This is a genomic window from Reinekea blandensis MED297 (assembly GCF_000153185.1).
Classification (GTDB): Bacteria; Pseudomonadota; Gammaproteobacteria; order Pseudomonadales; family Natronospirillaceae; genus Reinekea; species Reinekea blandensis.
The window spans coordinates 643,219-667,774 of record NZ_CH724149.1; the positions used below are offsets into that span (position 1 = coordinate 643,219).

Sequence of the window (24,556 nt, forward strand, 5' to 3'; positions counted from 1 at the left end):
GTAAAAAGAGAAACTCAAATGCCGAACCCGCAATGGCAACCGACGGCCAGCATTCAGACATTACGACGCCGAGCAGAGATTTTGGCGGAGATTCGTCGATATTTTCAGCAGCATCAGGTGCTGGAAGTCGAAACGCCGATTCTGTCAAGTTATGGTGGTACTGACGTTAATCTGGATGCTTGGCAGACAGCGGAAGGCCTGACGCTGCATACTTCTCCGGAATTTGCGATGAAGCGTTTACTGGCGGCTGGAAGCGGCGATATCTATCAGATTTGTCGGGTGTTTCGACAAGATGAGCAAGGTCAGCGACATCAACCAGAGTTCACCATGCTCGAGTGGTACCGCGTTGGTTTTCAAGAAAATGAACTCATGGATGATGTGGCGACGTTGATTGAACACGTGTCCGGTATCCGGGAATTACCAAGGCAAGTCATCACCTATGCTCAGGCTTTTGAAGCGCAAGGGCTGCCAGATCCACATCGTGCCAGCCTCGACATGCTCCAGGCGGCGGTTCGCAGCCGATTGAATGCAGCACCCGACAACTGGAAGCGAGACGAGTGTCTCGACGCGTTGATGGCGATGGTTGTTGAGCCGTCACTACCAGCAGAAACGTTGGTTTTTGTGCAGAATTTCCCGAGCTCACAGGCGGCGCTTGCTCAGCATTCGCGCATAGATGGCGTTCTTGTTGCCCGAAGATTTGAACTTTTTTGGGGAGGCATGGAGTTGGCGAACGGCTATTACGAACTCACGGACGCTCAGGAACAGGCCAAGCGGTTTGAGCAGGATTGCCAGGATCGTCTTGCTAATGGGCAGGCTATCCCAAAGTTGGATGAACGGTTCCTGGCGGCACTCAGTCAAGGTATGCCGGAATGCTCCGGGGTGGCTTTGGGATTGGATCGGCTGATTATGAAGTTATTGGGAAAGGCGCACATAGACGAGGTCGTGGCCTTCCCGTTGGCTTTTAACTGATTACGGCAAGTCCGATAGGACTTAGTCGTTTGATTTTTTATTAACCAGGGCCGCCAGTTTAGCTTGCATGCGTTCTTCGGCGCTGCGGGAGTCTTTCTGTGTATCCGCCTGCGGTGCTGATTTTCGCTGGCTTTTTGCCGGTGCTTTTGCCGCACGATGAGGCTTGCGCTTCGGTTTGCCAGGTTTGGTTGCAGGTCGCTTTGCTGCCCGGCGTTTATCAATTTCTGCCAGCTTCTGTTGAGCATGTTGGGCTTCTTCAGCCGTAACCGTGCCCGTAGAAACCCCGCCCAGTGTAACCCGCTCAGCGCCTTCGGTGGTCAGACACGCGATGTATTTACGCATACGGACATAAAGGTTCAATGCTCGGCGAATACGTGTTTTAGACAGTTTTCCATCCGCAGCAATAGCCTCATGTATGCCAATCTGCAAAGGTTTAGGTTGGGTTGGGTTAAAAACCTCTGGATACAGCTCGCAGAGCTCGTCGAGTGCTTTGCGATTCGCCTCGTATTCTTTTTTACGTTTGGCCTCGAGTTTTTTCTGGCTGACTTCGTTGTTTTCTGCGGCGGTATTCTGTTCAGACATGTTTATGCAAAGCGATTAACTTAAAATTGAGCGGCGCAGCATACCCCGTAATCCGGGTTTTGCAAAGCTGAAAAGGCTGCTCGGCGGCAATTGTTGCGTGAAAAGCAGGTTGCGGTAATCCGGGTATCTGGATTTACCGCAACCAGGATGAAAATCAGCGGGGCATGTAGGCATATTGGCGACTAACCGGTGTCGGAAGCAGTCCCGGCTTTCGCATATATTGCTCCGGGATCAGTAACCCCTCACCTTTAAACCCGACCAGTTGTTCCGGGCTCAGATTTTCCAGAAAGCGATGGAAATAGTTCTGAATGCGGTCATCTGCAGAAAGGGATGCATCTTTGAGTAGGCCGAGGATGGCGTCATTGGAGTTCAAGCGATGACGGGTGCCTGTGTCGCGTCTTACCAAGGCGACGAGCTTGGATAAAATATAGATGTTGGTTTCAGAAAATATCATCAGCTGTTCCATGTTGACCTCCGGTCACTCGATATAGGTTGGATTTAAAGTAGTGAATCCAACGAGCAATGCGAACGTTTTTTGTTGGTTTTTTGAACGGATACGCACTCTGTTTTCTATCTTGTGAGGTGGCTCTCAAATCATGATTTTGTGCGAGAATGACGGTATTTCGGCACATTTGTGCCGTTTTTGGCGTATTTTGTTGACTGGATGGAAGGCGGACAGGGCATTCGGTCGAAGCTTTGTAACCGAATTGGGCTAACGGTGTCAGAATTAGCGAAAAACCAGCCTTAGGTGTAACAATATGTAAGGCTGATTCGATGCTTCAGGCTTGATTTAACGGTTGTCCCAGTTTAACGGTTGCCTCAGGTTGAATCTCATTCGACCACTGAATTTGGCCGGGTTCAAACAGCATAATGACGGTGCTTCCGAGTCGGAACCGACCCATTTCCTCAGCCTGAGCAAATTCGATTGCCTGACTGTTGAAGTGCTGTTGCACAATTCGTCGTTGAAACGGGGCAATGATACCGGCCCAGGTCGTCTCGATACTGGCTACGACCATCGCACCCACCAAGACCATGACAAATCGTCCAGCTTCGGATTCAAACTCACAGACCAGCCGCTCGTTGCGGGCAAACAGGTTATCGACATGGCTGGCTGTTAATGGGTTTACACTGAACAGCCGGCCGGGGATGAAGGTTGTGCTGATCAGTTTTGCCTGACGTGGCATATGGATGCGGTGATAATCTTTGGGTGAGAGGTAAAGCGTAATAAAGTCGCCGTTATTGTATCGCTCGGCCATCCCGGCATGACCACCTAGCAGGGCTTCGACCGAATAGGACTTCCCCTTGGCCTGGATGACCTGTCCTTCGTTGATTTTGCCAAACTGGCTGACGGCGGCGTCTACCGGGCTTAACCAAGCCTCCGGGCGAGAAGACAGGTCACGGGCATTCGTTGCCAGAGCCCGGGTAAAGAAATCGTTGAAGTTGCGATAGTCTGATAAAGACGTCCGCTGAGCCTCTGAAAGGTCAATACCATAGCGTTTCAGGAAAAATCGCATCAGTGGCATGCGTATGATCGGCCACTCGGACTCGGCAAACCAGCCAATCAGGCGTGATAACGTTTGGTGCGGCAGCAGAAACTGGGCTGCAAGAAACAGTCGATCTTGGAAAGTCATCAAAGTCTCATTTTGTTCAGTGCCGTGTTCCAGTCGGCGCAATATTCACGGAATAGCTGGTAATCGTTCGCGCTGAGCGGCTCTTCCTGACCGAAGGCATCCGCGTAGATCAACATGGTCACGTCGGTGCCGATGGCAAAAGATCTCAGAAAAAAGCTCTCGTTTTCAGCAGCCATCAGCAGTGGCGGCGGTAACATTTTTCCCGCTTTACGACGATTGTTGTCGTTGACCCATAGCGCCGTCACGCGTTTGGATAACTCGGTGAGAATATCGGACGCGTTCATTGGTACTTTCAGGTTTCTCAACAGCGGGTGATTTTGACAGCCTTCACTGTCAAACGCTGCCCAGAAGCCATTACTTTCCTCTAAGACTACGATTCTGGACAGAGACAGGCCTTTACGCAGGCCATATAGGGCGCTTTCCTGAATTTCGATGGGCGAATGCCAGGTTTTCTGATTTCGAAACTGTCGGCGTATTTCGCGTTGAATGTTCAGATCCACCTGTGAACGTCGGGATGGCGTTGGATTGCCCTGGCCAGTTGTCGCGCTTTGACCGGGTTGCGTTGCTGATGGGGTGGCTGATCTGGCTTCCGGCCAGCTCGCCAGGTCGGGTGCTGGCTCTGGTGTGGGGTCAACAATGGGGGCAGGTCGGTTTTGCGAAAGCTGGTTTGCCCGCTTCATATCATCCTGACTGAAGCCGCTGGATGTTCTTTGCAGACTGACGGCGGGCTGTTGCGCCAGTAATCGCCTGGCCGCCAGAGCCGCGTGTGGCAGGCGAAACTCGCGGGCTGCCACCGCGACCCATTGCTTCAGCATTGGTTTAAACTCGGTCAATCCCAGCGAGATTTCACCCGTTCGGCACAAAGTATCCAATGAGTCGGAATGCCAGTTCTGACGAACCGAAAAGGCCAGCTCGTGACTGAATGGCAAAAAGAACTTCAGTGCCGACTGTTTAAAGGGTTGGATGCGTTGTTCAGGTTGTTCCGCTACCTGCTCATTGTCTTCATCGGGGAGTACCGGCAGTTGGAAGTACGCACACAGCATAGCGTTCCATTGTCGCAGAGGCATTTGAATCATGTCGGTGAGCAGCTGTTCTCGACTGTCACCCTGTTTGACCCGAAATTCAATGTGTTCCATTTTTTCCGGTTCGAGAATCCAGAGCATCCAGATCCCCAAATCGTAAAATAGCGTGACCCAATAGTCGGCTTCAGTCCATGGAATCTGACGTATTTCAAACCATTGGCGCATCAGGCTGGCCGCAAGCAAGCTGTCGCCGATGGCTCTGAGCAGACCCTTGGCCGAACCACTTTTGCCATCCACGCGTTGTACCTTGCCGGTCAGGGCGACCAGTCGTGTTGCGCCAAGCAGATTGACAGCGTGTTCCAGGGTTCTAACCGAGACATCGTGACTGGCCAGCATCTTGTTGGCGTAGCGAAACAAGTGGATGGTCAGCAGCGGATCTTCACGGATGATGGTCATCCATTCGCCCAAAGATGCCTGAGAGTCAGGCAATGCGCTGATCGGGAGCACGGCTGGCAGGTTTAACTGCTGCACCTTGGTAAACCATGGAGACTGGGCTGTCATGTAAGGTCGGTTATCTGATTCAGGTTATTAACCAAGCAAGTTTATACGGCCCATCGGAAACAATCAAAATGCGGCTCGATCAGGTGTCGATTGGTCAGCACAGCGGGTTCAGGCGAGTCCAGGCACTTTTCGCAATATCGGACCGTTCGAAGTCCGATTGTTGATCGAGTGCGTCAGTGTTAACGGAGTGCAGTTTAAGGTATGGCAGGCGTTTTTCAGGAAACTCACGAAGGTCTCCCAACATCAGCGTCGGAATAATAGTCCGGTTATCGAAGTAACCCATTTTGAGTGCGCGCAAGCCCTGTCGCAGTGGCAGACGTGCCAGTTCGCCTGTTGAGGTCGCCTGGCCCGATAACATTAAGCGCGTTTTCTGATTCTGAACCGTCGGATAGATATGAATGCTGGTTTCTTCAATGGCCTGGAGACCGATGCGGTTAAAGATGGCTTCGTACTGATTGAAATCTGGTAAAACGACTAGCCGGCGCCGCCCGGATGGGCCGGTGAGATGGGTATCGTACTCACAATAAATCTTCTCTACGGCTTTGGAATAGACCATAAAGCGGTTTTGAAACAGTTCAAAAAAACGAATCGCGGTATCCGGTGCCTTGAATGACTCAAGGCTCCAGACCAGATCGCGAGGTTGGTTGGCTCGTCCAATCATCAGTCTGTCCTTAACTACTAAGGACAGTATGGATCCGAATCCCAGAAAAAGGCAACTCCTGATATGTTTCTGTCAGTTGTTTGATTAAGAAGAGCCGCAGGCCGTTGAGGACTCAGCTTGTAGCAACGCCAGGGCTGAATCAGCGCCTTCCAAGGCGATCTGCCTGGACATGGGGTGGTTTAGGCACTGGTATACCGTGAACAGCGCTGTTTTTCGCCGACTCCAGCTGCGCCAGTAGTAGTTTGCATAAAATCCGGCCAGCGCGATTGAGGTCGCGATTAAGGGCGATATGGTGATTGCTAGGGTTATCCAGAACAGCAGATACAGTGGTGTGCCAATCACATAGGTGTTACTGGCCCATTTGTCTTCGGCTTGGGCATGGTAGCACACCAGCCCATAGTGCAGCAGACAGATCGGCGCATGCATCAGTAAACCGAAAAGAGCGACCGGTAACCCCGAAATAAAGACCATCAGCTCGTGCCACAATCGACCTAGTTGAGACCTGGCGCTTGAATGAAGACGAAGCACTTGTAAGTCGAGACCGGCTACTTTCAGCCACGCCTGTAATTGAGTGACCTGAGCCGAAGATGGCCAATCTTGTGGCGGACTGATTGTGCTGACGGGGTCATCAGGTAACAGCGCATTTTTGAGCCAGGTCAGTTGTTCTCGCTGAGGTTTACGTAAATGCAGAGGTAATTGAGCTTGAATGTTTTGGCGCCAGTGCTCGCTGACGTCGGTAGCATGGGCTAGTTCATCTGTTGAACTGTAGTGATCAATACCCGCCAGTTGTACCCAAACGTCAGAGCCGGGCCTGGATTTATCGCCATAGAAAACGGACATCTGTACGACACGAATCGGTTTCCCGGTGGCTTCTATATAGTGCTTCGCCAGCGTGGCTGCGCCGTTACGAAAGGTATGTAAGCGACTGCGGTTGTGGCTGATGCCTTCCGGGAAAATGACCACCCACTTCTGTTTGTCCAACGCGTTCTGCAAAACCCGGAAACTGTCTCGATTTGAGTGCGGCGTTTGATATTTACGCGGGGTCAGAGGAACGGCTCCGACAAGTCTGGCGAACCATTTAACCAGCCAGTGCTGCAACCAATCGGCACGAATGGTACGGATCAAGGGACGGTTCAGTGCGACCTGCAGAGTAAAGGGGTCAATGAAGGCATTACTGTGATTAGCCACCACGATGGTGGCGATATCGGATTCTGGAACAACCCCGGATACGTGAATTTTTCGATAAAAAAGTGACAGCACCAGCCCCCAGAATGAGCGGGGTCGATCTGACAAATGGATGTGAGAACGAATGCTGAATAAGGTAAGCAGATAAGCGGTAAATGACACTGCGAAACCACCCTGTTGCGCGGTAAACAATAAAGCCAGATTAACTGGGCTGGCTCAGGGCTCAAACCAAAAGCGACAAAGTTTAGCTAAAGGCTACCGGTCGTAGCATCAGGCGATTCCATGAGTGCGTGCCGATAGTGCTCACTGAGCCTCTGGATTGATGAAATTTCGGCAAAACAATCCCGGTTTGGTTCCGGTCTTCGGTAAATAATCTGCGTTTAACACACCAATCCACGCGACTGCCTTGACTTTAAAATCAGCCGAACGTATGTTTCAAACGATCGTTTGAATACGATGCGGGGGCTTCGCGAGCGTATCGGAGAGAGTTGCCAGTCCCGGCATCAATAACAACAAGACAGGCTGCATCAAGCAGTGACTTGAGAGGTAGAGAGAATGCCAACATATAAAGCCCCCCTTCGTGATCTGCAATTTGTCCTGCATGAAGTACTGGATTCTGAATCCCACTACCAGTCCATCGGCGCGGAAGAAGCCACGCCGGATATGATCGACGCTATCCTGAGCGAAGCCGGTAAGTTCTGCGAAGACGTACTGGCCCCTCTGAACCGGGTCGGCGATGAAGAAGGCTGTACTTACAACGATGGTGAAGTCACCACACCGACCGGTTTTAAAGAAGCCTACGCGCAGTGGGTTGAAAATGGCTGGCCATCACTCAGTCATAAAGAAGAGTTCGGCGGTCAAGGGCTGCCAGAATCCATCGGCGCTGCCGTAAACGAGTTTGTTTCTGAAGCGAACTGGTCATGGGGCATGTACCCGGGCTTGTCTCATGGCGCCATGAACACCATTGAACTGCATGGTACCGATGAGCAGAAAGAAACCTACCTGACTAAGCTGGTCTCCGGCGAGTGGACCGGCACCATGTGTCTGACTGAGCCGCACTGTGGTTCGGATCTGGGTATCCTCAAGTCGAAAGCTGAGCCGAATGGTGATGGCAGCTACGCAATTACCGGTACCAAGATCTTTATCTCCTCCGGTGAGCACGATATGGCTGAAAACATCGTGCACATCGTTTTGGCGCGACTGCCGGGCGCACCGGAAGGCACCAAAGGTATTTCCCTGTTCATCGTGCCTAAGTTCCTGCCAGACGGCACCCGCAACGACGTTAAGTGTGGCTCGATCGAACATAAGATGGGTATCCACGGCAATGCTACCTGTGTGATGAACTTCGATGCCGCCAAAGGCTTTTTGATCGGACCTGAGCATCAGGGCCTGAAGTGCATGTTCACCTTCATGAACTTTGCCCGACTGGGTACGGCTATGCAGGGTGTTGCCTCGGCCGAGCTGTCTTTCCAGGGTGCGCTTGAGTATGCCAAGGACCGTTTGGCTATGCGTTCTCTGACCGGTCCTAAAGCGCCGGAGAAGGCTGCCGATCCGATTATTGTTCACCCAGACGTACGCCGCATGTTGTTGACACAGAAAGCATTCGCTGAAGGTGGTCGGGTCATGATGCATGCCGCCAGCCAGCTGGTGGATGTGGTCAAATACTCGAAAGACGAAGCCAAAGCCAAAGAAGCGGACGAACTGCTGAGCTTCCTGACCCCGATTGCCAAGGCGTTCCTGACTGAAGTCGGTACTGAAGCTGCCAACCACGGTGTACAGGTTTATGGCGGTCATGGTTTTATCGCCGAATGGGGCATGGAGCAGATCGTCCGGGATAACCGTATTGCGCAGCTTTATGAAGGCACGACAGGCATCCAGGCACTTGACCTGCTGGGCCGTAAGGTTCTGATGTCTCAGGGCGAAAGCCTGAAAGGCTTCACCAAGATTGTTCATAAGTTCTGCAAAGCAAATGCTGAGAATGAAACCCTGAAGCCACTGGTTGAAAAACTGGCCGCTCTGAACAAAGAATGGGGTGAAATCACTATGCAGGTGGGCATGAAAGCCATGCAGAATCGTGAAGAAGTGGGTGGTGCTGCTGTCGATTACCTGATGTACTCCGGTTATATCACATTGGCTTACTACTGGTTGCTGATGGCGAAAACGGCTCAGGACAAGCTGGATGCCGGTACCGACGAGCCAGCCTTCTATCAGGCGAAGCTGAAAACGGCGACGTTCTATTTCGACCGCATTTTGCCGCGTACTGAATCGCATAAGACGATGATGTTGTCGGGTGTGGACTCAATGATGGCTCTGGATGAAGAGCACTTCGCCTTCTGATCCGGTGAGTGCCCGTAAGCATGCATAATAAAGCGGCTCGACCCTAGGGTCGGGCCGTTGTTTTTTTCACAACAAGAAAAAGGTTTGAGTCATGGCCGAATATAAAGCGCCCTTACGCGATATTCAGTTTGTTTTGGATGAAGTTTTTAAAGCGGACGAACTGTGGTCTTCGATGGCCGCTACGTCAGAAGTGAACATGGAACTGGCCAACGCCATCTTCGAGGAAGGGGCTCGCTTGTGTGAAGGTGAGCTGTTCCCACTGAACCGTTCTGGTGACGAAGAAGAGTGTCAGTACAACGATGGTGTGGTGACGACACCATCAGGTTTTAAAGAAGCCTACGCCACCTATGCTGAAAGTGGCTGGGTCGGTCTCAGTGGTGACGTGAACTACGGCGGGCAGGGTATGCCGAAGATGTTGACCGTCATGTTTGAAGAAATGCTGTATGCGTCGAATACGTCGTTTGCGCTGTATCCTGCATTGACGGCCGGTGCTTGCCTGAGTCTGTTGACGCATGGCTCAGAAGACCTGAAGCAAACCTACCTGCCGCCAATGTATGAAGGCCGCTGGTCCGGTTCTATGTGTCTGACCGAGCCTCATTGTGGAACCGACCTTGGAATCATGAAAACCAAGGCGGTGCCAAAGGGTGACGGCAGTTATGACATCACCGGCACCAAGATTTTCATTACTGGCGGTGAGCACGACCTCAACGAGAACATCATTCATCTGGTGCTGGCGAAACTGCCCGATGCACCGGCCGGTCCGAAAGGCATTTCGCTGTTCCTGGTTCCTAAGATCATGGTCAATGATGATGGCTCATTGGGTGATCGTAACGCCGTGCGCTGTGGCAGTATTGAACATAAGATGGGTATCAAAGCCTCAGCGACTTGTGTCATGAACTTTGATGGCGCGACTGGTTACCTGATAGGCGAAGAAAACCGCGGACTCGCGGCAATGTTCACCATGATGAACTATGAGCGTCTGTCGATTGGTCTGCAGGGCATAGGTTTGGGTGAGGTATCTTATCAGTCGGCTAGGGCTTACGCATTGGACCGCATTCAATCCCGCGCGCCCACGGGTGCAGTGAACCCTGATCAGGCAGCCGACCCGATTATTGTCCATCCTGATGTTCGTCGCATGCTGTTAACTCAGCGCGCCTACAACGAAGGTGGTCGGGCGTTTGCGGCTTACGTGGGTATGTGGCTGGACGTAGCCAAGGGTTCGGACGATGCGGAACAGAAGAAAACCGCTGAAGCCATGGTCGCCTTGCTGACGCCGGTCGCAAAAGCCTATTTCACCGATCGGGGCCTTGATGCCACCATTCTGGGCCAGCAGGTGTTCGGTGGTCATGGCTATGTTCGTGAGTGGGGTATGGAGCAGTTCGTTCGTGATGCTCGTATCGCGCAAATATATGAAGGTACCAACGGCATTCAAGCATTGGATCTGATGGGTCGAAAAGTAGTTGCTAATGGTGGCGAATCTTTCCGTCTGTTCCGTGCCGAAGTCGAGAGCTTCCTGGCGGAGTGCTCAGGCCTCGACGAAGAAGTGTCCATGCTGAAGCGAGCATTGGAGCAGCTTTCTGAAGCCACCGATTATGTTGTGAGCCAGGCGGCTGAGGATCGCAATGCCATCGGTGCGGCAAGCTGTGATTATCTGAACCTGTTCGGTCTGACCGCGTATGGTTACATGTGGTTGAAAATGCTGAAAGCTACACAGGGGCAGGAGGGAGATTTCTACGCTGGTAAGCAAGCCACTGCGAATTTCTTCTTCAAGCGTCTGTTGCCGGAGAGCCAAGCCTATTTTGCGAAAGTCATGGCCGGAAGTGAGCCGTTGATGAACATCCCTGCAGAGCATTTCTAATCTACTTTGCGCTGGCAGTCTCTGATTAACATGAGGCTGTCGGCGCTTTGCGCCAACCGTTCGCGCCTGGGTACTCCAGATTGTTGACTTCATGTTTAACCCGTAACCGTACTACCTCAGAAACTCTGAGGCCTCCACCATACTTCAACTCAACCACCATCTGATGCAGATCGGAAAGATGAAGGATATTCCGATTGGCTTCTTCATGGCTTAACACCATGGGGACTTTCCGATTTTTTAGGGTGGAATCAAAATCAAGATTGCTCGTATCTTGCTGTAAGAACTCACCAAACAAGAAAACCAACGCATTCAGTGCTGTTCGTTGAGTATTGACGGAACAGTATCGTTCATTGGCCAGATAATTTAGAAAGGGCGCAACATCGTGTTGATCAAAGTTTTGTTCACTGAGATAACGATTTTGATTTATGAAACGCCGAATCCAGAGGCAATACGTCTTTTCAGTTGCATTAGCCAAACCTTTACTGCGAATAAATAGCCGGAAGCGGTCATTAAACCTCAAAGACTTTATATCGATCGTGTAACGAGTATCAATATTTCCCATAACTGACCTCTATGTGCTAAAAGTGTTAAATTTAACTGTATGTATATGCAGTTTTTGATGTTGGGAGCGTTAAATTTTAAGAGCTAAATCGTAAAATTAGGGCATTTGGAACGCAAAAACTAATAAACAGGGGTGCTTGGTCGTAAGACGTCAATAAAGTTGACCTCAAATTGACAATGACCTTTGAGTTGCAGAATATTAAGGGCAGTGAGGTGATCAAGCTGAGATAGGGTGGCTGATTTTGGGTCGTCGTGATTTATGGTCATGCGACATAGAATATTTTGTTATGGTTCTTTTTCATATAAAGAGTGAACAAAAATAAGGATATAAGAAATATGGTGAGGAAAATAATATTTATAATCTTGATGGCCTTTTCATCTCCTAGTTTTGGAGATTTTTATTACAAAGATTATGCAGCTCTTAGAGATTCATTTGAAACCTCAAAGCAAGAAATTAATTCAAAAATAGTTGAGGCAAATAAAAGGTACATTAACTCTTTAAACTCCTATCAATCTTGCTCATCAGATCGATGGAGAGTAGCTTTTTCTTCAGTAGTTCCAGAAATTGACAAGAGGCGACTATCTCTGGGTGACTACAAAAGAAATGCTCTTTTACAAAGTGGTAAGTTAAACTCAGAATGGTTAATGACTGCGCGAGAACACAAAATATCTAAAGTTCAAAAAGACCAAGATATATCGGATTTTTATTATTGGTATCAAGGTCACATAGAGCTCTCTAAACAGGGACCTTTGCACGAACTAGAAATTTACATTGTTGCAATTTCAAAGCTATCTGGCGTTTATGAAAAAATGTCACTAGCCTGTCAGGGTGACCCCGAAGCTGCGAAATCATATGATTTAGTTGAAAGTGGAATACGAGGCTTGCTAGACGAAGTGTTTAGTTTGATAGGGAAAATTGTGTAATTTGCGAAACGAAACATAACAAATGGTTCCAGTTCGTTCTGGGACCGCGCCTTCCACTCGACCGCCTTTGGCGGCTATTCTAGGAGTTAGGTACCCTAGTTACTCAAAATCATTAGCAACCTTCTTTATTTAAAATGGAAGTTCATTGTCTCACGCCGAAAAAAGCCAATAGATCGGTAACAGATCGTTTTTTTGTGACACTACGACAGACGACTTCTGAAATCATCGTAATCGAAATCGCGCACCACGGAAAACGCATCAGTGGTTGAGTTCCAGACAGCAATCGACGGTAAACGTGTTCCATTGAATGTACTGGTTTTTACCATGGTGTAGTGCGCCATGTCTTCGAAAATCAGCCGTTGCCCGATCTCCAGTGGTTGATCAAAACTGTAGTCGCCGATGACATCACCAGCCAGACAGGTCAGCCCTCCAAGGCGATAGGTGTGTGCTTTTTCGCCGGGTTCACCCGCATTGCTGATGTCTGCTCGATAGGGCATTTCGAGCGTATCGGGCATATGGCAGGTTGCTGACGTGTCCAGGATTGCCTGAGGCAGGGTATTGAAGGTCAGGTCCAGCACTTCAGCGACCAGAACGCCGCTTCCTATGGCCATGGCTTCACCCGGTTCAAGATACACCTCAACATTGTATTTTTCTTTGAATGCCCGGATACGACGAATCAGCGCTTCACGATCATAATCCGGTGCCGTAATGTGGTGCCCGCCGCCGAAGTTGATCCATTTCATTTTCGAAAACAGATGACCGAACTTTTCTTCGAAGACTGTTAACGTTCGATCCAGTGGTTCAAAACCTTGTTCACAGAGCGTGTGGAAGTGCAGGCCGCTGATGCCTTCGAGTGCGGACTCGTCCAGTTCTGAAAGCGGGATGCCCAATCGCGAGCCTGGTGCGCAGGGATCGTAAATAGGCACATCGCCTTCTGAATGCTCAGGGTTGATGCGCAGGCCAAAATCCATGTGCGGGCGTTTTGCCAGTGCGGCCTGAATCTGCGGCTGGAAACGTTGCCATTGGCTGCAGCTGTTGAACACTACATGGTCCGCAAGGGTCAGTATTTCTTCCAGGTCCGGTTGGCTGAATGCGGCTGAGAAGACATGAACTTCACCCGGATAGTAGTCTTTAGCCAATCGGGCTTCATGCAGTCCGCTGGAGCAGGTTCCGGACAGATATTGGCCGGTTAACGGACCAAAGTGCCACATTGAAAACGCTTTTAACGCGCCGAGTATCCGAGCGCCACTTTGTTCGGCAACGTCATGGAGAATCTTCAGATTCCGCTCGATGGCGACTTCATCGACCACGAAGCATGGAGAAGGAACGCGTGACAGATCCAGTCGGGAAAAATCAGTAAACTGCATGGTGTTCTGCTCGAAAAAAGACGGAAAATTGAGTGCTCCACCAAGAGGCTTGATGGAGCCGGTTTTGACCAGGATTACTGGTCCAGATTGAAGCTATCCAGCTCGATGACTTTCCACGGTAGGCCGTATTTGTTCATATCTTCCATGAACCGATCCGGATCCAGTTGTTCCATGTTCCAGACACCGGGCTTCTTCCAGTGGCCTTCCAGGATCATTTTCGCACCGATCATGGCAGGTACGCCGGTGGTGTAGGAAATGGCCTGGGACTTAACTTCCTGATAGCAGTCCTGATGGTCTTTTACCTGATACAGGTACATGATTTTTTCCGCACCGTCTTTTACGCCACGAACCACACAGCCAATACAGGTTTTGCCCTTGGTACGCGGGCCCAGTGTCGACGGGTCTGGCAGCAGCGCTTTCAGGAATTGAATCGGTACGATTTGGGTACCGTTGTAATCAATCGGTTCAATGCCGGTCATCCCGACATTGCCCAACACCTCGAGGTGCTTCAGATAACTGTCGCCGAAGCTCATCCAGAACTGTGCTCGCTTCAAGGTAGGGAAGTGCTTACTGAGCGATTCCAGCTCCTCGTGATACATACGGTAGATGTTGTACGTGCCGACTTCATCCGGGCAGGTGAACTCCGCTTTTTTCGACATGGCTGGTGTGGTGACAAACTCACCGTTTTCCCAGTGCCGGCATTCGGCGGTCACTTCGCGAATGTTGATCTCAGGGTTAAAGTTGGTCGCGAACGGGTAGCCGTGATCGCCGCCATTAACATCGATGATGTCCAGTTCGGATATTTCATCAAAATAGTGCTTGGCCAAATAAGCAGTGAACATGTTCGTCGCGCCCGGGTCGAAACCAGAGCCCAGCAGTGCGGTTAGGCCGGCTTTTTCAAACTTTTCCTGATACGCCCATTGCCACTTATATTCGAACTTCGCAGTGTCGAGCGGTTCATAGTTGGCCGTGTCCATGTAGTGCACGCCGGCCTCCAGGCAGGCGTCCATAATCGTCAGATCCTGATAGGGCAGGGCAACATTGATGACGAGCTCTGGTTTTTCCTGATTCAGCAGCGCAACCAGCTCAGGGACATTGTCGGCATCGACTGCGGCGGTTTTGATCGGCCGGTCGATCGATTCAGCGATGGCATCGCATTTAGACTTGGTACGACTGGCCAGTACAATCTCAGTGAATACTTCCGGCAGCTGGGCCACCTTGTGGGCTACAACGTTGCCGACGCCGCCCGCGCCAATGATCATGACTTTGGACATCTTAAGTTCTCCGCTAAGCAAATAAGAACACAATAGGGGTTGAGGTTAGCACTGGTCGAAACGTTCAACAATGGATCGCCGGGTTGCCTCGGATTCGGAGCGGCGATTTTAGGGCGGACTCGCGTAAAAACAACACTTTTATGTCGTGTAGCGGCTCAGCAAACCTATATAGACCAACCTGTTCTTTCTTATGCGGGGTTGATACAATCGATGGGCGTTTCAAACGATTGTTTGAAAGCGCATAACTTCAGGGCGGGGTGAAATTCCCCACCGGTGGTAGTTGATGAGAGTGATGACCGTGTGTCGTTGTTTTTGTCAGGAGCCCACGAGCGCCCGAGTCGCCATTCTGGTGGCCCGGGGTCTAGCAGATCAGGTGCGCAAGACAGGCAATCTAAGGATTGGTTGATCGTGCAAGGCCTGAGCCGACGGTGATAGTCCGGATGGAAGAAGTTAACGCAGAGGTTGTTGCCCGCTTGGGCGTACAGCCCGTTGCCGGGATTTAATTCTGGCGGCGATTCACCGTGTCGTTCTGCCGATTGGCCGAAGCCGACGACGGTCTTCCGTCATGCCCTGTCACTGTTGATCTTATTATGAGGGTTGTTCCGTGACAGGTACTCTTTTTGTCTTATTGGCCACGTTTTTCTGGGCGCTGGATACGTTGATTCGATATCCGCTCATGGCGGCTGGCTTTTCTGCTGTTCATATCGTACTGATCGAGCATGTGCTGTTGGTTGGTCTGATGTCTTTATGGTTAACCAGCCGGGGATTGTCCTTGTGGGCGTTTGCGCGACGTGACTGGGGGCCTCTGTTGGTAATCGGTGCACTGGGTTCAGCGGTTGGAACGTTGGCGTTTACGCAGGCATTTTCACTCATGAACCCGACCTTGGTGATTCTGCTCCAGAAACTGCAACCGCTGGTGGCCATTGCCTTAGCCGGCTATCTGCTAAATGAGCCGATTTCGCCAAGATTCTTACTTTGCGTTTTGCTGGCGCTGTTCGGCAGTCTTCTGTTGATCGCTGAGGATGTGGTCGTTTTGTTGCAGGCGTCTCAATGGCACTATCGTTCGGAAATTGTCGCCAGGTTAATGGGTTATGGGTTGGCCCTGTTGGCAGTCGTCAGTTGGGGGGCCAGTACTGTGTTTGGTAAGCGACTGTCCCAGCGAGGTTATCGATCAGATCAGATTATGCAGGGTCGGTTTTTAACCGGTTTAGTGGCGTTATTGCCATTCATGCTGATTTCTTCTGCGGAGACCGCACCGATAACCCTGTCCGCCGTGGCCCTAATTGGCCTGATGATCGTGATTTCCGGGGTGGTAGGCATGTTGCTCTACTATCAAGGCTTACAGCGAATAGCGTCGCGCCACAGTGCGTTGGCTGAAATGGCTTTTCCTGTTATGGCCGGTGTCATTAACTGGGTGTTTCTCGGATTCGCGCTGACAATCGCGCAGATCATTGGGGCGATGGTCTTAATCGCCGCGAGTGTGATCGTTCACCAGTTCGATCGTCCATCGACTGCCGTCCCTGCGACATAAACGTTAACGAAAGTCACAAATCGTGGCTTTCGAGCAAAGAGAATGACGCAGTGTGAGCTGCGTCAATATCGCCCTTTTACGATTCTGATATTGTCCTTTTTGTTTTAAATACTGAACAAATAGTCATTTTGAACGCCGTACTGAGTACGCACGAAAGCTAAGCCCCCTCTAAGGTTAAGTTTATTGTGTCGTTAAAGTTATAAATGTTTGTCGCATAATTGTTCGATTTTTGACCTGTTGTGTCCTATATTTAAAACGTGCCACGCCGTTGAAGGCGGGCATTGATTTCAACAACGTTACAGAATGAATTTATCAAGGGGATATTAATGGACCGCAACGAACCTGAAAGGCCGACGCTCACTGCATTTATTAAGGTGGTCAGTAAGACACCAGAATCTCGTCGCCAGAAAAACCGTATGACACTGAAGCAGTTATGGCGACCGGAAGTACGTGAAGAGCTCTCCGTTCAGGGCGTCGCTATTCTCAGCGACAACTGATCCTGCTACCCAGCTTTCAGCACCGGGTTCCGGTGCTGTCTGTCATCAAATCCAATAGGATTTTCAATCGATTTTAGCTTCCAGGCTGGACATTGATTTCGCATGCTTTAGCATCGAACAGAGTCATTTCTCCTGAAGTATCTTATGTCTGATCACCTGATTGAAGCGCATGGCATTACCTGCCTGTTACCCTCACATCCCGACATCAAATCCATCACTAAAGCGGTGGGTGGCGCCAGCATTCATGGAACCAAGGTTTGGGATGCAAGCTTTGTTTTAATGGACTTTCTGAACATTGACGGGTTACCGGCGAAGTCCCGAATACTTGATATTGGTTGTGGCTGGGGACCGCTTACCTGCTACCTGGCCAAACGGCAAAACGCCAAAGTTATATCGGTTGATGCTGACGAGGCTGTTGAGCCCTATCTGCAATTGCATGCTGCCGAAAACAACGTTCCTGTTTATTTTTGGCAAAATACGGTATCGGGTTTGTCACGCGATGATCTTTCGATAGCGGATATCGTCATCGGAGGTGATATTTGTTTCTGGGATTCATTGCGTGATGAATGGAAAACCTTGTTGAAACGAGCCTCTAAAGTGGGTGTGAAAACGGTTTTTCTGGCTGACCCGGGACGCAGCCCGTTCAATGAGCTGGTCGACTGGGCGGATGAGCGGTTTGATTGCCAGCTCTGGGAGCATGAGATCACTGAGCCCGTTAAGAGCGAACATTATATTCTGCAAGTGAACTTTTGATGTATTGATATCGATGTAAATAATGCCGACATATCGATGATTTTTTGGGCTATCTCCTTTCGCCGTGTAAAAACTTATCTAAACCCGACGGGCTCTTGCAAAGCCCTTGTTTATGCGACTTCCATCACTTTTTTAAGCGCAGACTGTGAACTGCGTTTAAAAGTCCTGTCGGAAAATTTATCAGATTCTTTCATCGACAGTCCGAAAAACCGCAAATTATCGGCACCCCTGGAATTGGCCTGGTTATTGCTTTCTAAGATCGTCAAATTGAGTAATAGCTAGGGAAAACACATGAATCGTAAAATTATCGGCATGGTAGCCGTTTGGATCAGTTCCGTTTTTGCTACCGCGCAAGCGGATCTGTTGATTGATGAAGTGAACGTAAACAGCTGGTTGGAAACCTGGGAATCTGTCAGTTACTCACACAACCTGAATGATGATGGTTTTGAACTGGGTTCGGCTATTGGCGGCAGCCTGAGTATTGAAGTCTGGGATGACAGTTCCAGTATTTTTGACCCGGAAATCGCTATTTTCACGGTAGAAGAGTTTGATTTCGACACCGGTGGCGGTGCGTTGACTTTTGCTCTCAGCGACTTTGATGCGGAACTGGAATTGAAAGCTCTTGCAGAGTTGAACTCGGACGGTTTTCTGGACGTCACAGTAACATCACTGTTAGGTGATTTCTGGCTGGGTAACTCAATCCTGACCGTTGTTACCAATGTACCAGAGCCAGCAACCCTGGGTTTACTGACTTTGGGTGTTGCGGGATTGGTTCTGTCGCGTCGTCGTCGACCTGAAGCTGCTTGAACCACTAAGCAGTAATCACTTCCTATCAACCCGGCTGTCTTAGGACTGTCGGGTTTTTTTATGACCGTAAAGAAATTGTTTTCACTGCTTTTTAGCCATCAAGTCGCTAAACCTCTAAATTCCTGTGTGTATCGGACGATAATAAGGTCAGAGTATTCAGGAATCCTTTCATGCCGGACATTAGACGATTTTTACAGACTGCGATTATCGGCTGCTCGCTGTGCTCATCCGGACAAGCCATCGAGCTTGGCGTTGATGGTGCGTTTTATGGCGGCGGGCTGGTGGATGACTGGGGGCTCAGTGGCCACGCTCAGTTAATCGGTGAGTCTGGGTTTGGTCTGGATGTTGGCTATCGGCACGTGAACCAACTCAGTTATCAGGCTTTGAATCAGACGCTTAATCATTCCTTTGGCCAGTATGAGGTAGCGGGCCTATGGCAGGCCGGGGATGAGGCGTTTCGGATTCAGCTGTTAGGCGGTGGTATCTTATCTAATCGTTGGGTCCAAAGTGGCACTGAGGATGTTATTGCCCGCTATGCGCCAGGGTATCGCCTGGACGCTGGGGTCAGCGTTCCTGTGTTTACCCGGCTTCGCGCTTTCGCAGAGTTTGGTTACCAAGGGTGGCTGGATGCCGAAATGCCTGGTCAGCTTCGCTGGCGGTATGGCTTGCGAATACTGGTTGGCGGTCAGCCAGAGTCGTTGCCGAATGATGTCACGCTGAGCGATTCGAGCAGTGACAATGCCCTCGTGTTGTCCGAGATGCCCGATGTCGTCATTGATCCTGCGGTACCCCAATACGTGCCGTCACACCTGTCTCAATCACTGCCGCCCATTGTTGCCAACAGTGAAGTTTGTAAATGCTTTCCGGCGGGCCCTTACACCCTGCAGTTGGGTGAGTTTGCCAGCATGGCTCAGGCCATTCGTGGCTTGGAGTATCGGGGTTTACGACAATTTTTTAATTCGCGGACTTATCTGAGAGCGCCATTACCTGTGTTTTTAGCCCAGGCTGAAGCAAAAGGTCCCGTGGGTTTGTATCTGGGTGAGCTGAGCAGTGTTGACGAAATGCAGTTTTGGCGACATGAGTTGAGAAAGAGTGGCCTGCAAGCGCGATTCAGAAAAGTTGTGAACAGCACCGGTGAACGAGTGGTTAATCCGATTGTCGAGGTTAACGATTCTATGGTCGATAAAACGCCCATTTATACGGCCGAAGAAATCCGAAGAATGAACTCATTACCGGAAAATGATGAACAAAACCGCTCATCGGCCTCGGCGATGGAAGACGAACGAGATGCAATCAGCGCATGGCAAGACGCTCAAATGGAGCAGAAGCAGGAGTTGAACCAAGTGACCAATGAGCCTGCCGAGGCGGTGTTCATTGATGAAGGGCTTCAGCTCGGGCCTATGCAGCAGAATGAACTGCTGACTCTGTTAGCAACGGACACGCTGCAGGCTATGCTCGCGCGCGATCCGAAAGTACGGTCGCCTGAGAACAGTGAACTGATCTGGGATGAGTCCCGCGACGAAGCCTGGTTGTATCTGAATGGGTTTCAAGATGTTCAGCAAATGGATGAATGGCGAGCCTGGCTGGAGTCCGAAGGGCTAACTGCTGACCGTGTTACTGATTCTGTTAACCCCCTAGGAGATGTGTATCGATTTGCGTTGGCGCGTCCGATAACCCCTTTCAGCGTTGAGATGGTTCGACAATCCGAAGCACAGTCTTTGTTTAATAGTATGCGATCCCCGGAGGTCTTGTGGTTCCAAGCTTTTCAGCGCATTAACGATCAGTCAGCAGAAACCTCGTTGAACTATTCGCGACAAGACAATCGATATCGGCTCATTGCTGTGAACATCGCGGATGCGGATGCGCGGGCGCGGGTTTGGGCCGACCTGACCGCGGTTGGACTGTTACCGGCCTTGGCAGAAGAATAGACCTGAACGTGCTCGCCCCCTACAATGCTGCGCTTTAAACATGGAGATGCAGCCGGTGGAGCTGAGTAGTGAACTGTTAATGTTGTTATTTGCGGTCGCGTTGCTGGCAGGCTGGATCGATGCTATTGCCGGCGGTGGTGGCTTGATTGCGTTGCCAACGTTAATGTTGGTAGGGCTGTCCCCGGTACAGGCTCTGGCGACTAACAAATGCCAGGGTTTCGTTGGTACGTTGACCGCCACCTTAACGTTGCTGCAACGACGACAACTGCCGAAAACCGGGTTGCCGGTGTTAATGCTGATGACCGCGATAGGGGCCGCCTTAGGAACGTTACTGATTCAAATGGTGGATACCCGCTGGTTGAGTTGGGCCGTTCCGGTTTTGTTGATATCAGTCGCCCTATATTTTCTGTTAGTCCCTGGGCTTGGAGAGCAGGAAAAAAAACCTCGCATGTCTGAGCGTCTTTGGTCGCGTACGGCCATTCCGCTGATCGGTTTTTACGACGGTTTCTTTGGCCCGGGCACGGGTTCATTTTTTGCCGCCAGTGGTGTCATGCTGAGAGGTAAAACGCTGGTGCAGGCAACCGTCGTCGCGAAGCCGCTGAACTTTACATCCAATATCATCTCTTTGGTTTTGTTTGCCTTTGGCGGTCAGGTGGTGTGGCTGGCGGGCGGTGTCATGATGTTGGGGCAGATGATCGGGGCTTACCTGGGTACCCGAACCATTTTTTGGGGTGGGGCCCGACTGATTCGACCGTTGGTGATCGTCATGTGTGTAGCCATGACCATTCGGCACCTGACACAGCTTTAGTGGGCTTTACGGCAAATTAAGAGACCGGAACAGCGACTCACAAGACTATTTCTGGCTGTTCAGAGCATAGGCGCCGGTGATCAGCATCTTGATCATGATAACCATGTCATCAATCATCGCCGGGTGTTCGTGTCTTGGTTTGTCGAGCGCTTCCGCCCCCATGGCAAAGACCAATCGGGTTATGGCCCGGGCGATCAGGTCGGGGTGGTCGGGGGTCAACTGCCGCAACTGAGCAAAGGCGATAAGATCTTCAGTCAGTTCCTGCTCAAAAAAGTCGAGTTGTTGACGCACGGCATCTTTAAACCGGTCCGATCCGACAACGCCTTCTCTTAACAGTGTTGGCAGATAGTTTCCGTCGCTGTGCAGCTGATCAATAAAGGTCTCAACAGACATACGGACGATGCCCTTGTTCCTTTCTCTGGCTTTGCCTCTGGCTTGGCCGATGACGTTTCGGAGCGTGCGACCGGCAAGGTCGATAACACTGACGGCGAGCTCTTCAGTGTCGCGGAAATGGCGATAAAAGCTGTTGGGTGCGATGCCCGCTTCCCGGGTGATTTCGCGAAGGCTGAGCGCAGATATTGAACGATGAGGTCCAGCCAAGCGCAGAGCCGCAGCGATGATGTCGTCCTGACTGATGGTGGCTTTTCGACCGACCGGTCGTTTTGAGGATTCGGCTTTTAAACTCAATGCGGCATCCGATAACGTGGGTTTATTGTGATAGTACCGGATTGTCCGGCCGGTGTCCTTTCCGGGCTGAGGTCCTGTCAGACAATTCGTGGAATCAGTGATGAGGTTCTCTGATTGCTAATCCGTTGGCATCGCTTCTGTCGGTGTAATCCCTTCGGTATAGTGTTCGCTTCAATTCTGGAGAGTAGTAAGGAATCCTGACTGTGCAATCGCAGACATCGGTGTTGTCTCTGTTAAACGACTATCAACCCAAGGACCCTGAAGAACAAAAAGCCAGGCTGTTCATACAGGACTTCGTCCAACAACAGACAGCCTTCTGGTCGCGAGAAACCCTGAGCGGGCATCTGACCGCTTCCGCCTGGATTACCGACCGTGATTGTCGGCAGGCCGTGCTATTGCATCATCGAAAACTGGACATGTGGGTACAGCCCGGCGGGCACATAGATGCCAGTGACCCAAGCCTCATTGACGCCAGTCGGCGAGAAGCCATCGAGGAAACCGGCTTAGACGGCTTGTATCCAAAGCATCGGGATATCTTTGATCTGGATGTGCATGCCATTCCGGCAAGAAAATCTGAGCCGGAGCATTGGCATCTGGATATCCGCTTCTGGTGGGTGGCGGACGATCTTAGTTTGCAGATCAACGAAGAATCGAACGACCTTGCCTGGTTATCTGCAGCTGAAATAAGAAAACGAACGGATGAGGAATCCGTTTTAAGAATGGTTCGTAAAACACTGCGCGAGTCTTGAGGTCTTTGCCTCAGACGCTAACAGGTGAATGAGGAATGGTATGAAGCTGGCTAAATCCGTGCTGATAAATGTCGTTGTTTGGTTGATTGCACTGGGGTTAGCAATGGCCCTGGGCGGCCAGGCGATTAAACTTGGATCATTCAACAGTGTGTTGCTGCTGATGGTGATGGCTTTTGTGATTCAATGGGTGATGTTTATCCCGGCTTATCTTAAACAGTCTGAGCGTTACTTTGATTTAACCGGAAGTCTGACCTATATCGCCATGGTGGTGGGTGCCTGGGCCGTGCAGGGAAACCCCTCAGTGGTTCAATGGTTGGTCGGTATTCTGGTTGTGGCTTGGGCGGTTCGTTTGGGCAGTTATTTGTTTGCGAGAATGCTACGCGATGGTAAAGACGGCCGCTTCGACGAAATCAAACCGAACCCGATCCGTTTTTTTACCGTCTGGAACCTGCAGGGATTATGGGTGAGTGTGACCACCGCGGCGGCCATTGTCGTGCTCACAACGTCTTCAACGGTAACGTTTTCTGTATGGACGGCAGTGGGTCTCACACTTTGGGTGGTTGGGTTTGCGATTGAAGTGATTGGCGATGAGCAAAAGCGCCGTTTCAAGCGTCAGGCGGAGAACAAGGGGACATTTATTCAGCAGGGATTATGGGCACGTTCTCGCCATCCGAATTACTTTGGTGAAATCGTTCTTTGGCTCGGAATCGCCGTACTCAGCCTCCCTGCGTTGTCAGGCTGGCAGTTTATGGCGCTGGTTTCGCCCATCTTTGTCATCCTGCTGTTAACCCGTATCAGCGGGGTTCCTATGTTGGAAAAACGTGCCGATGAGCGCTGGGGTTCGCAACCGGACTATCGAGAGTATAAAGCTCGAACCCCCGTGCTGGTGCCAAGCCTTTGGCCGACCGAGAAGGCTCAGTCGATAAAAGCGGAATCCGGCCAGTGATTGAAGAATCGCTGACGAATGGCACTAAAGCTTAACTCAGCCGATACGGAAGATTGGCTGGAAAGGGCCGCCGTGGCGCAGGCGATGGCAAACTCGAGTTGACGGCTGGGCTCCTTAATCCGGAACCTGGCCGCAATGAAACCGGCAAATAAGGCATCCCCAGCACCGGTATCACTCGCATTATCGCCTTTTATGGCATCTTTGTGGTGATAGGCCTGTTGGCTATAGAGTGACGCCCCTTGTGGGCCCTGACTGAGCAGTATGGTTTTGACACCTTGTTTGTGTAAAGCCTCGGAGAGCGTTTTATCATCGGCAGGCTGGCCCAAAATAGCGGACGCCTCATCCCGATTAACCTTCAATAAATCGATTTTCGGCAACATACGTTTTAGCCGAACGGCCTTGGTGGCAGAGACAGCATCAACCATCAATGTCTGATTCTGACTGTGCTCAACGAGCCATTCCAGTGAGGCTTGTGGCAGGTTGGCGTCGAGGACCAGTGTCGAAAAGGATTGAATAAGCGGGAGCCGCTCTTTGAGCCGCTCTGGCGTTAGGGACTCAGTAATGGCCATGTCAGAGATGGCGGCCAGTAAGGCGCCCAGTTGATTGTGAATAGCCAGGTAGGATCCGGTTGCGGCCCCGTCGACGATCAGCGAAGGGGAGGTATCGACACCCGCTGACTGACAGCTTTTTTCGATGATGGTACGCCCGATATCGTTACCAAACACACTGAGCAGAGTGCTGCTTAGCCCAAGCCTGGCAAGGTTATCGGCGATATTTCGCCCCACACCACCAGCGCCGCTGCTGACAATCCCTGGATTCGAATCGCCGGGAATCAACCGACCCAGACAGGTACCGCTCATATCGACATTGGCTCCGCCTATGACGAGAACCCGCTCGGCCGTGGTGGTAGTCATGGGT

The 24,556-nt window shown here is 50.9% G+C and carries 23 protein-coding genes and 1 riboswitch; of the genes, 12 read left to right on the forward strand and 11 right to left on the reverse strand.

All coding sequences use genetic code 11. The features are described from left to right. Positions 1-18 precede the first annotated feature (18 nt). The gene (gene epmA, locus MED297_RS02935) at positions 19-969 is read left to right on the forward strand and encodes an EF-P lysine aminoacylase EpmA (protein WP_008042221.1); all 951 of its coding nucleotides are present in this window, start codon (positions 19-21) and stop codon (positions 967-969) included. A gap of 21 nt (positions 970-990) precedes the next feature. Here the strand turns inward: epmA and MED297_RS02940 are convergent, their stop codons facing one another. The 6 genes from MED297_RS02940 to MED297_RS02965 form a co-directional block, all read right to left on the reverse strand. Further along, a complete protein-coding gene (locus MED297_RS02940) occupies positions 991-1,551 on the reverse strand; it encodes a ProQ/FINO family protein (protein ID WP_008042223.1) in 561 nt (186 codons plus the stop codon). 154 nt (positions 1,552-1,705) lie between these two features. After that, entirely contained in the window at positions 1,706-2,017 is a 312-nt protein-coding gene (locus tag MED297_RS02945) for a hypothetical protein (RefSeq protein WP_008042225.1), read from the reverse strand. 313 nt (positions 2,018-2,330) lie between these two features. Then, a complete protein-coding gene (gene asd / locus MED297_RS02950; RefSeq protein WP_008042227.1) occupies positions 2,331-3,182 on the reverse strand; it encodes an archaetidylserine decarboxylase in 852 nt (283 codons plus the stop codon). After that, positions 3,182-4,765, reverse strand: a complete 1,584-nt coding sequence (locus MED297_RS02955) for an HDOD domain-containing protein (RefSeq protein ID WP_008042229.1) — start codon at positions 4,763-4,765, stop codon at positions 3,182-3,184. Before MED297_RS02955 ends, asd begins: the two co-directional genes overlap by 1 nt. Positions 4,766-4,859: 94 nt before the next feature. Further along, a complete protein-coding gene (locus MED297_RS02960; protein ID WP_008042232.1) occupies positions 4,860-5,426 on the reverse strand; it encodes a hypothetical protein in 567 nt (188 codons plus the stop codon). Positions 5,427-5,510: 84 nt separating this feature from the next. Further along, the gene (locus tag MED297_RS02965) at positions 5,511-6,773 is read right to left on the reverse strand and encodes a lysophospholipid acyltransferase family protein (protein ID WP_008042234.1); all 1,263 of its coding nucleotides are present in this window, start codon (positions 6,771-6,773) and stop codon (positions 5,511-5,513) included. Positions 6,774-7,166: 393 nt separating this feature from the next. Here MED297_RS02965 and MED297_RS02970 point away from each other — a divergent pair, with 393 nt between their 5' ends. Further along, a complete protein-coding gene (locus MED297_RS02970) occupies positions 7,167-8,948 on the forward strand; it encodes an acyl-CoA dehydrogenase C-terminal domain-containing protein (protein ID WP_008042235.1) in 1,782 nt (593 codons plus the stop codon). A gap of 91 nt (positions 8,949-9,039) precedes the next feature. Then, the gene (locus tag MED297_RS02975; protein ID WP_008042237.1) at positions 9,040-10,806 is read left to right on the forward strand and encodes an acyl-CoA dehydrogenase C-terminal domain-containing protein; all 1,767 of its coding nucleotides are present in this window, start codon (positions 9,040-9,042) and stop codon (positions 10,804-10,806) included. Between the two features lie 25 nt (positions 10,807-10,831). Here the strand turns inward: MED297_RS02975 and MED297_RS02980 are convergent, their stop codons facing one another. After that, positions 10,832-11,368, reverse strand: coding sequence for a site-specific integrase (locus MED297_RS02980; protein WP_008042240.1), 537 nt, complete (start codon positions 11,366-11,368; stop codon positions 10,832-10,834). Between the two features lie 335 nt (positions 11,369-11,703). Here MED297_RS02980 and MED297_RS02985 point away from each other — a divergent pair, with 335 nt between their 5' ends. Continuing rightward, complete coding sequence (locus tag MED297_RS02985) at positions 11,704-12,291, forward strand: hypothetical protein (RefSeq protein WP_040556409.1); 588 nt, start codon at positions 11,704-11,706, stop codon at positions 12,289-12,291. Positions 12,292-12,491: 200 nt separating this feature from the next. On the opposite strand, the gene nspC is transcribed toward MED297_RS02985, so the two are convergent. Both nspC and MED297_RS02995 read right to left on the reverse strand, forming a co-directional pair. Next, positions 12,492-13,658 carry a carboxynorspermidine decarboxylase gene (gene nspC / locus MED297_RS02990; protein ID WP_008042244.1) on the reverse strand — a complete coding sequence of 389 codons (1,167 nt, stop codon included), beginning with the start codon at positions 13,656-13,658 and terminating at the stop codon, positions 12,492-12,494. A gap of 74 nt (positions 13,659-13,732) precedes the next feature. Then, positions 13,733-14,932: a saccharopine dehydrogenase family protein gene (locus MED297_RS02995; protein ID WP_008042245.1), complete on the reverse strand. Its 1,200-nt coding sequence runs from the start codon at positions 14,930-14,932 to the stop codon at positions 13,733-13,735. Positions 14,933-15,171: 239 nt separating this feature from the next. Continuing rightward, positions 15,172-15,388, forward strand: a riboswitch (FMN riboswitch). Between the two features lie 148 nt (positions 15,389-15,536). On the opposite strand from MED297_RS02995, the gene MED297_RS03000 reads away from it, so the two are divergent. The 6 genes from MED297_RS03000 to MED297_RS03020 all read left to right on the forward strand — a co-directional run bounded on the left by MED297_RS03000 (position 15,537) and on the right by MED297_RS03020 (position 21,256). Beyond that, entirely contained in the window at positions 15,537-16,463 is a 927-nt protein-coding gene (locus MED297_RS03000; protein ID WP_040556410.1) for a DMT family transporter, read from the forward strand. A 326-nt stretch (positions 16,464-16,789) separates the two neighbouring features. Further along, positions 16,790-16,960, forward strand: a complete 171-nt coding sequence (locus tag MED297_RS22015; protein ID WP_008042247.1) for a hypothetical protein — start codon at positions 16,790-16,792, stop codon at positions 16,958-16,960. A gap of 144 nt (positions 16,961-17,104) precedes the next feature. Then, a complete protein-coding gene (locus MED297_RS03005) occupies positions 17,105-17,713 on the forward strand; it encodes a class I SAM-dependent methyltransferase (protein ID WP_008042248.1) in 609 nt (202 codons plus the stop codon). Between the two features lie 291 nt (positions 17,714-18,004). Further along, positions 18,005-18,520: a PEP-CTERM sorting domain-containing protein gene (locus tag MED297_RS03010; RefSeq protein ID WP_008042249.1), complete on the forward strand. Its 516-nt coding sequence runs from the start codon at positions 18,005-18,007 to the stop codon at positions 18,518-18,520. 170 nt (positions 18,521-18,690) lie between these two features. Next, complete coding sequence (locus tag MED297_RS03015; protein WP_008042250.1) at positions 18,691-20,448, forward strand: hypothetical protein; 1,758 nt, start codon at positions 18,691-18,693, stop codon at positions 20,446-20,448. Between the two features lie 46 nt (positions 20,449-20,494). Next, positions 20,495-21,256 carry a TSUP family transporter gene (locus tag MED297_RS03020; RefSeq protein WP_040556586.1) on the forward strand — a complete coding sequence of 254 codons (762 nt, stop codon included), beginning with the start codon at positions 20,495-20,497 and terminating at the stop codon, positions 21,254-21,256. Positions 21,257-21,301: 45 nt separating this feature from the next. Here MED297_RS03020 and MED297_RS03025 read toward each other — a convergent pair whose 3' ends face one another. Then, the gene (locus MED297_RS03025) at positions 21,302-21,943 is read right to left on the reverse strand and encodes a TetR family transcriptional regulator (protein WP_008042252.1); all 642 of its coding nucleotides are present in this window, start codon (positions 21,941-21,943) and stop codon (positions 21,302-21,304) included. A 203-nt stretch (positions 21,944-22,146) separates the two neighbouring features. Between MED297_RS03025 and MED297_RS03030 the strand changes: the two genes are divergently transcribed. Together MED297_RS03030 and MED297_RS03035 are read left to right on the forward strand one after the other, a co-directional pair. Continuing rightward, positions 22,147-22,692 carry an NUDIX hydrolase gene (locus tag MED297_RS03030; protein ID WP_008042254.1) on the forward strand — a complete coding sequence of 182 codons (546 nt, stop codon included), beginning with the start codon at positions 22,147-22,149 and terminating at the stop codon, positions 22,690-22,692. 40 nt (positions 22,693-22,732) lie between these two features. Then, entirely contained in the window at positions 22,733-23,638 is a 906-nt protein-coding gene (locus tag MED297_RS03035) for a DUF1295 domain-containing protein (protein ID WP_008042256.1), read from the forward strand. Here the strand turns inward: MED297_RS03035 and MED297_RS03040 are convergent. Beyond that, positions 23,608-24,552: a carbohydrate kinase family protein gene (locus MED297_RS03040; protein ID WP_008042261.1), complete on the reverse strand. Its 945-nt coding sequence runs from the start codon at positions 24,550-24,552 to the stop codon at positions 23,608-23,610. The two genes, MED297_RS03035 and MED297_RS03040, sit on opposite strands and share 31 nt — an antisense overlap. Positions 24,553-24,556 lie beyond the last annotated feature (4 nt).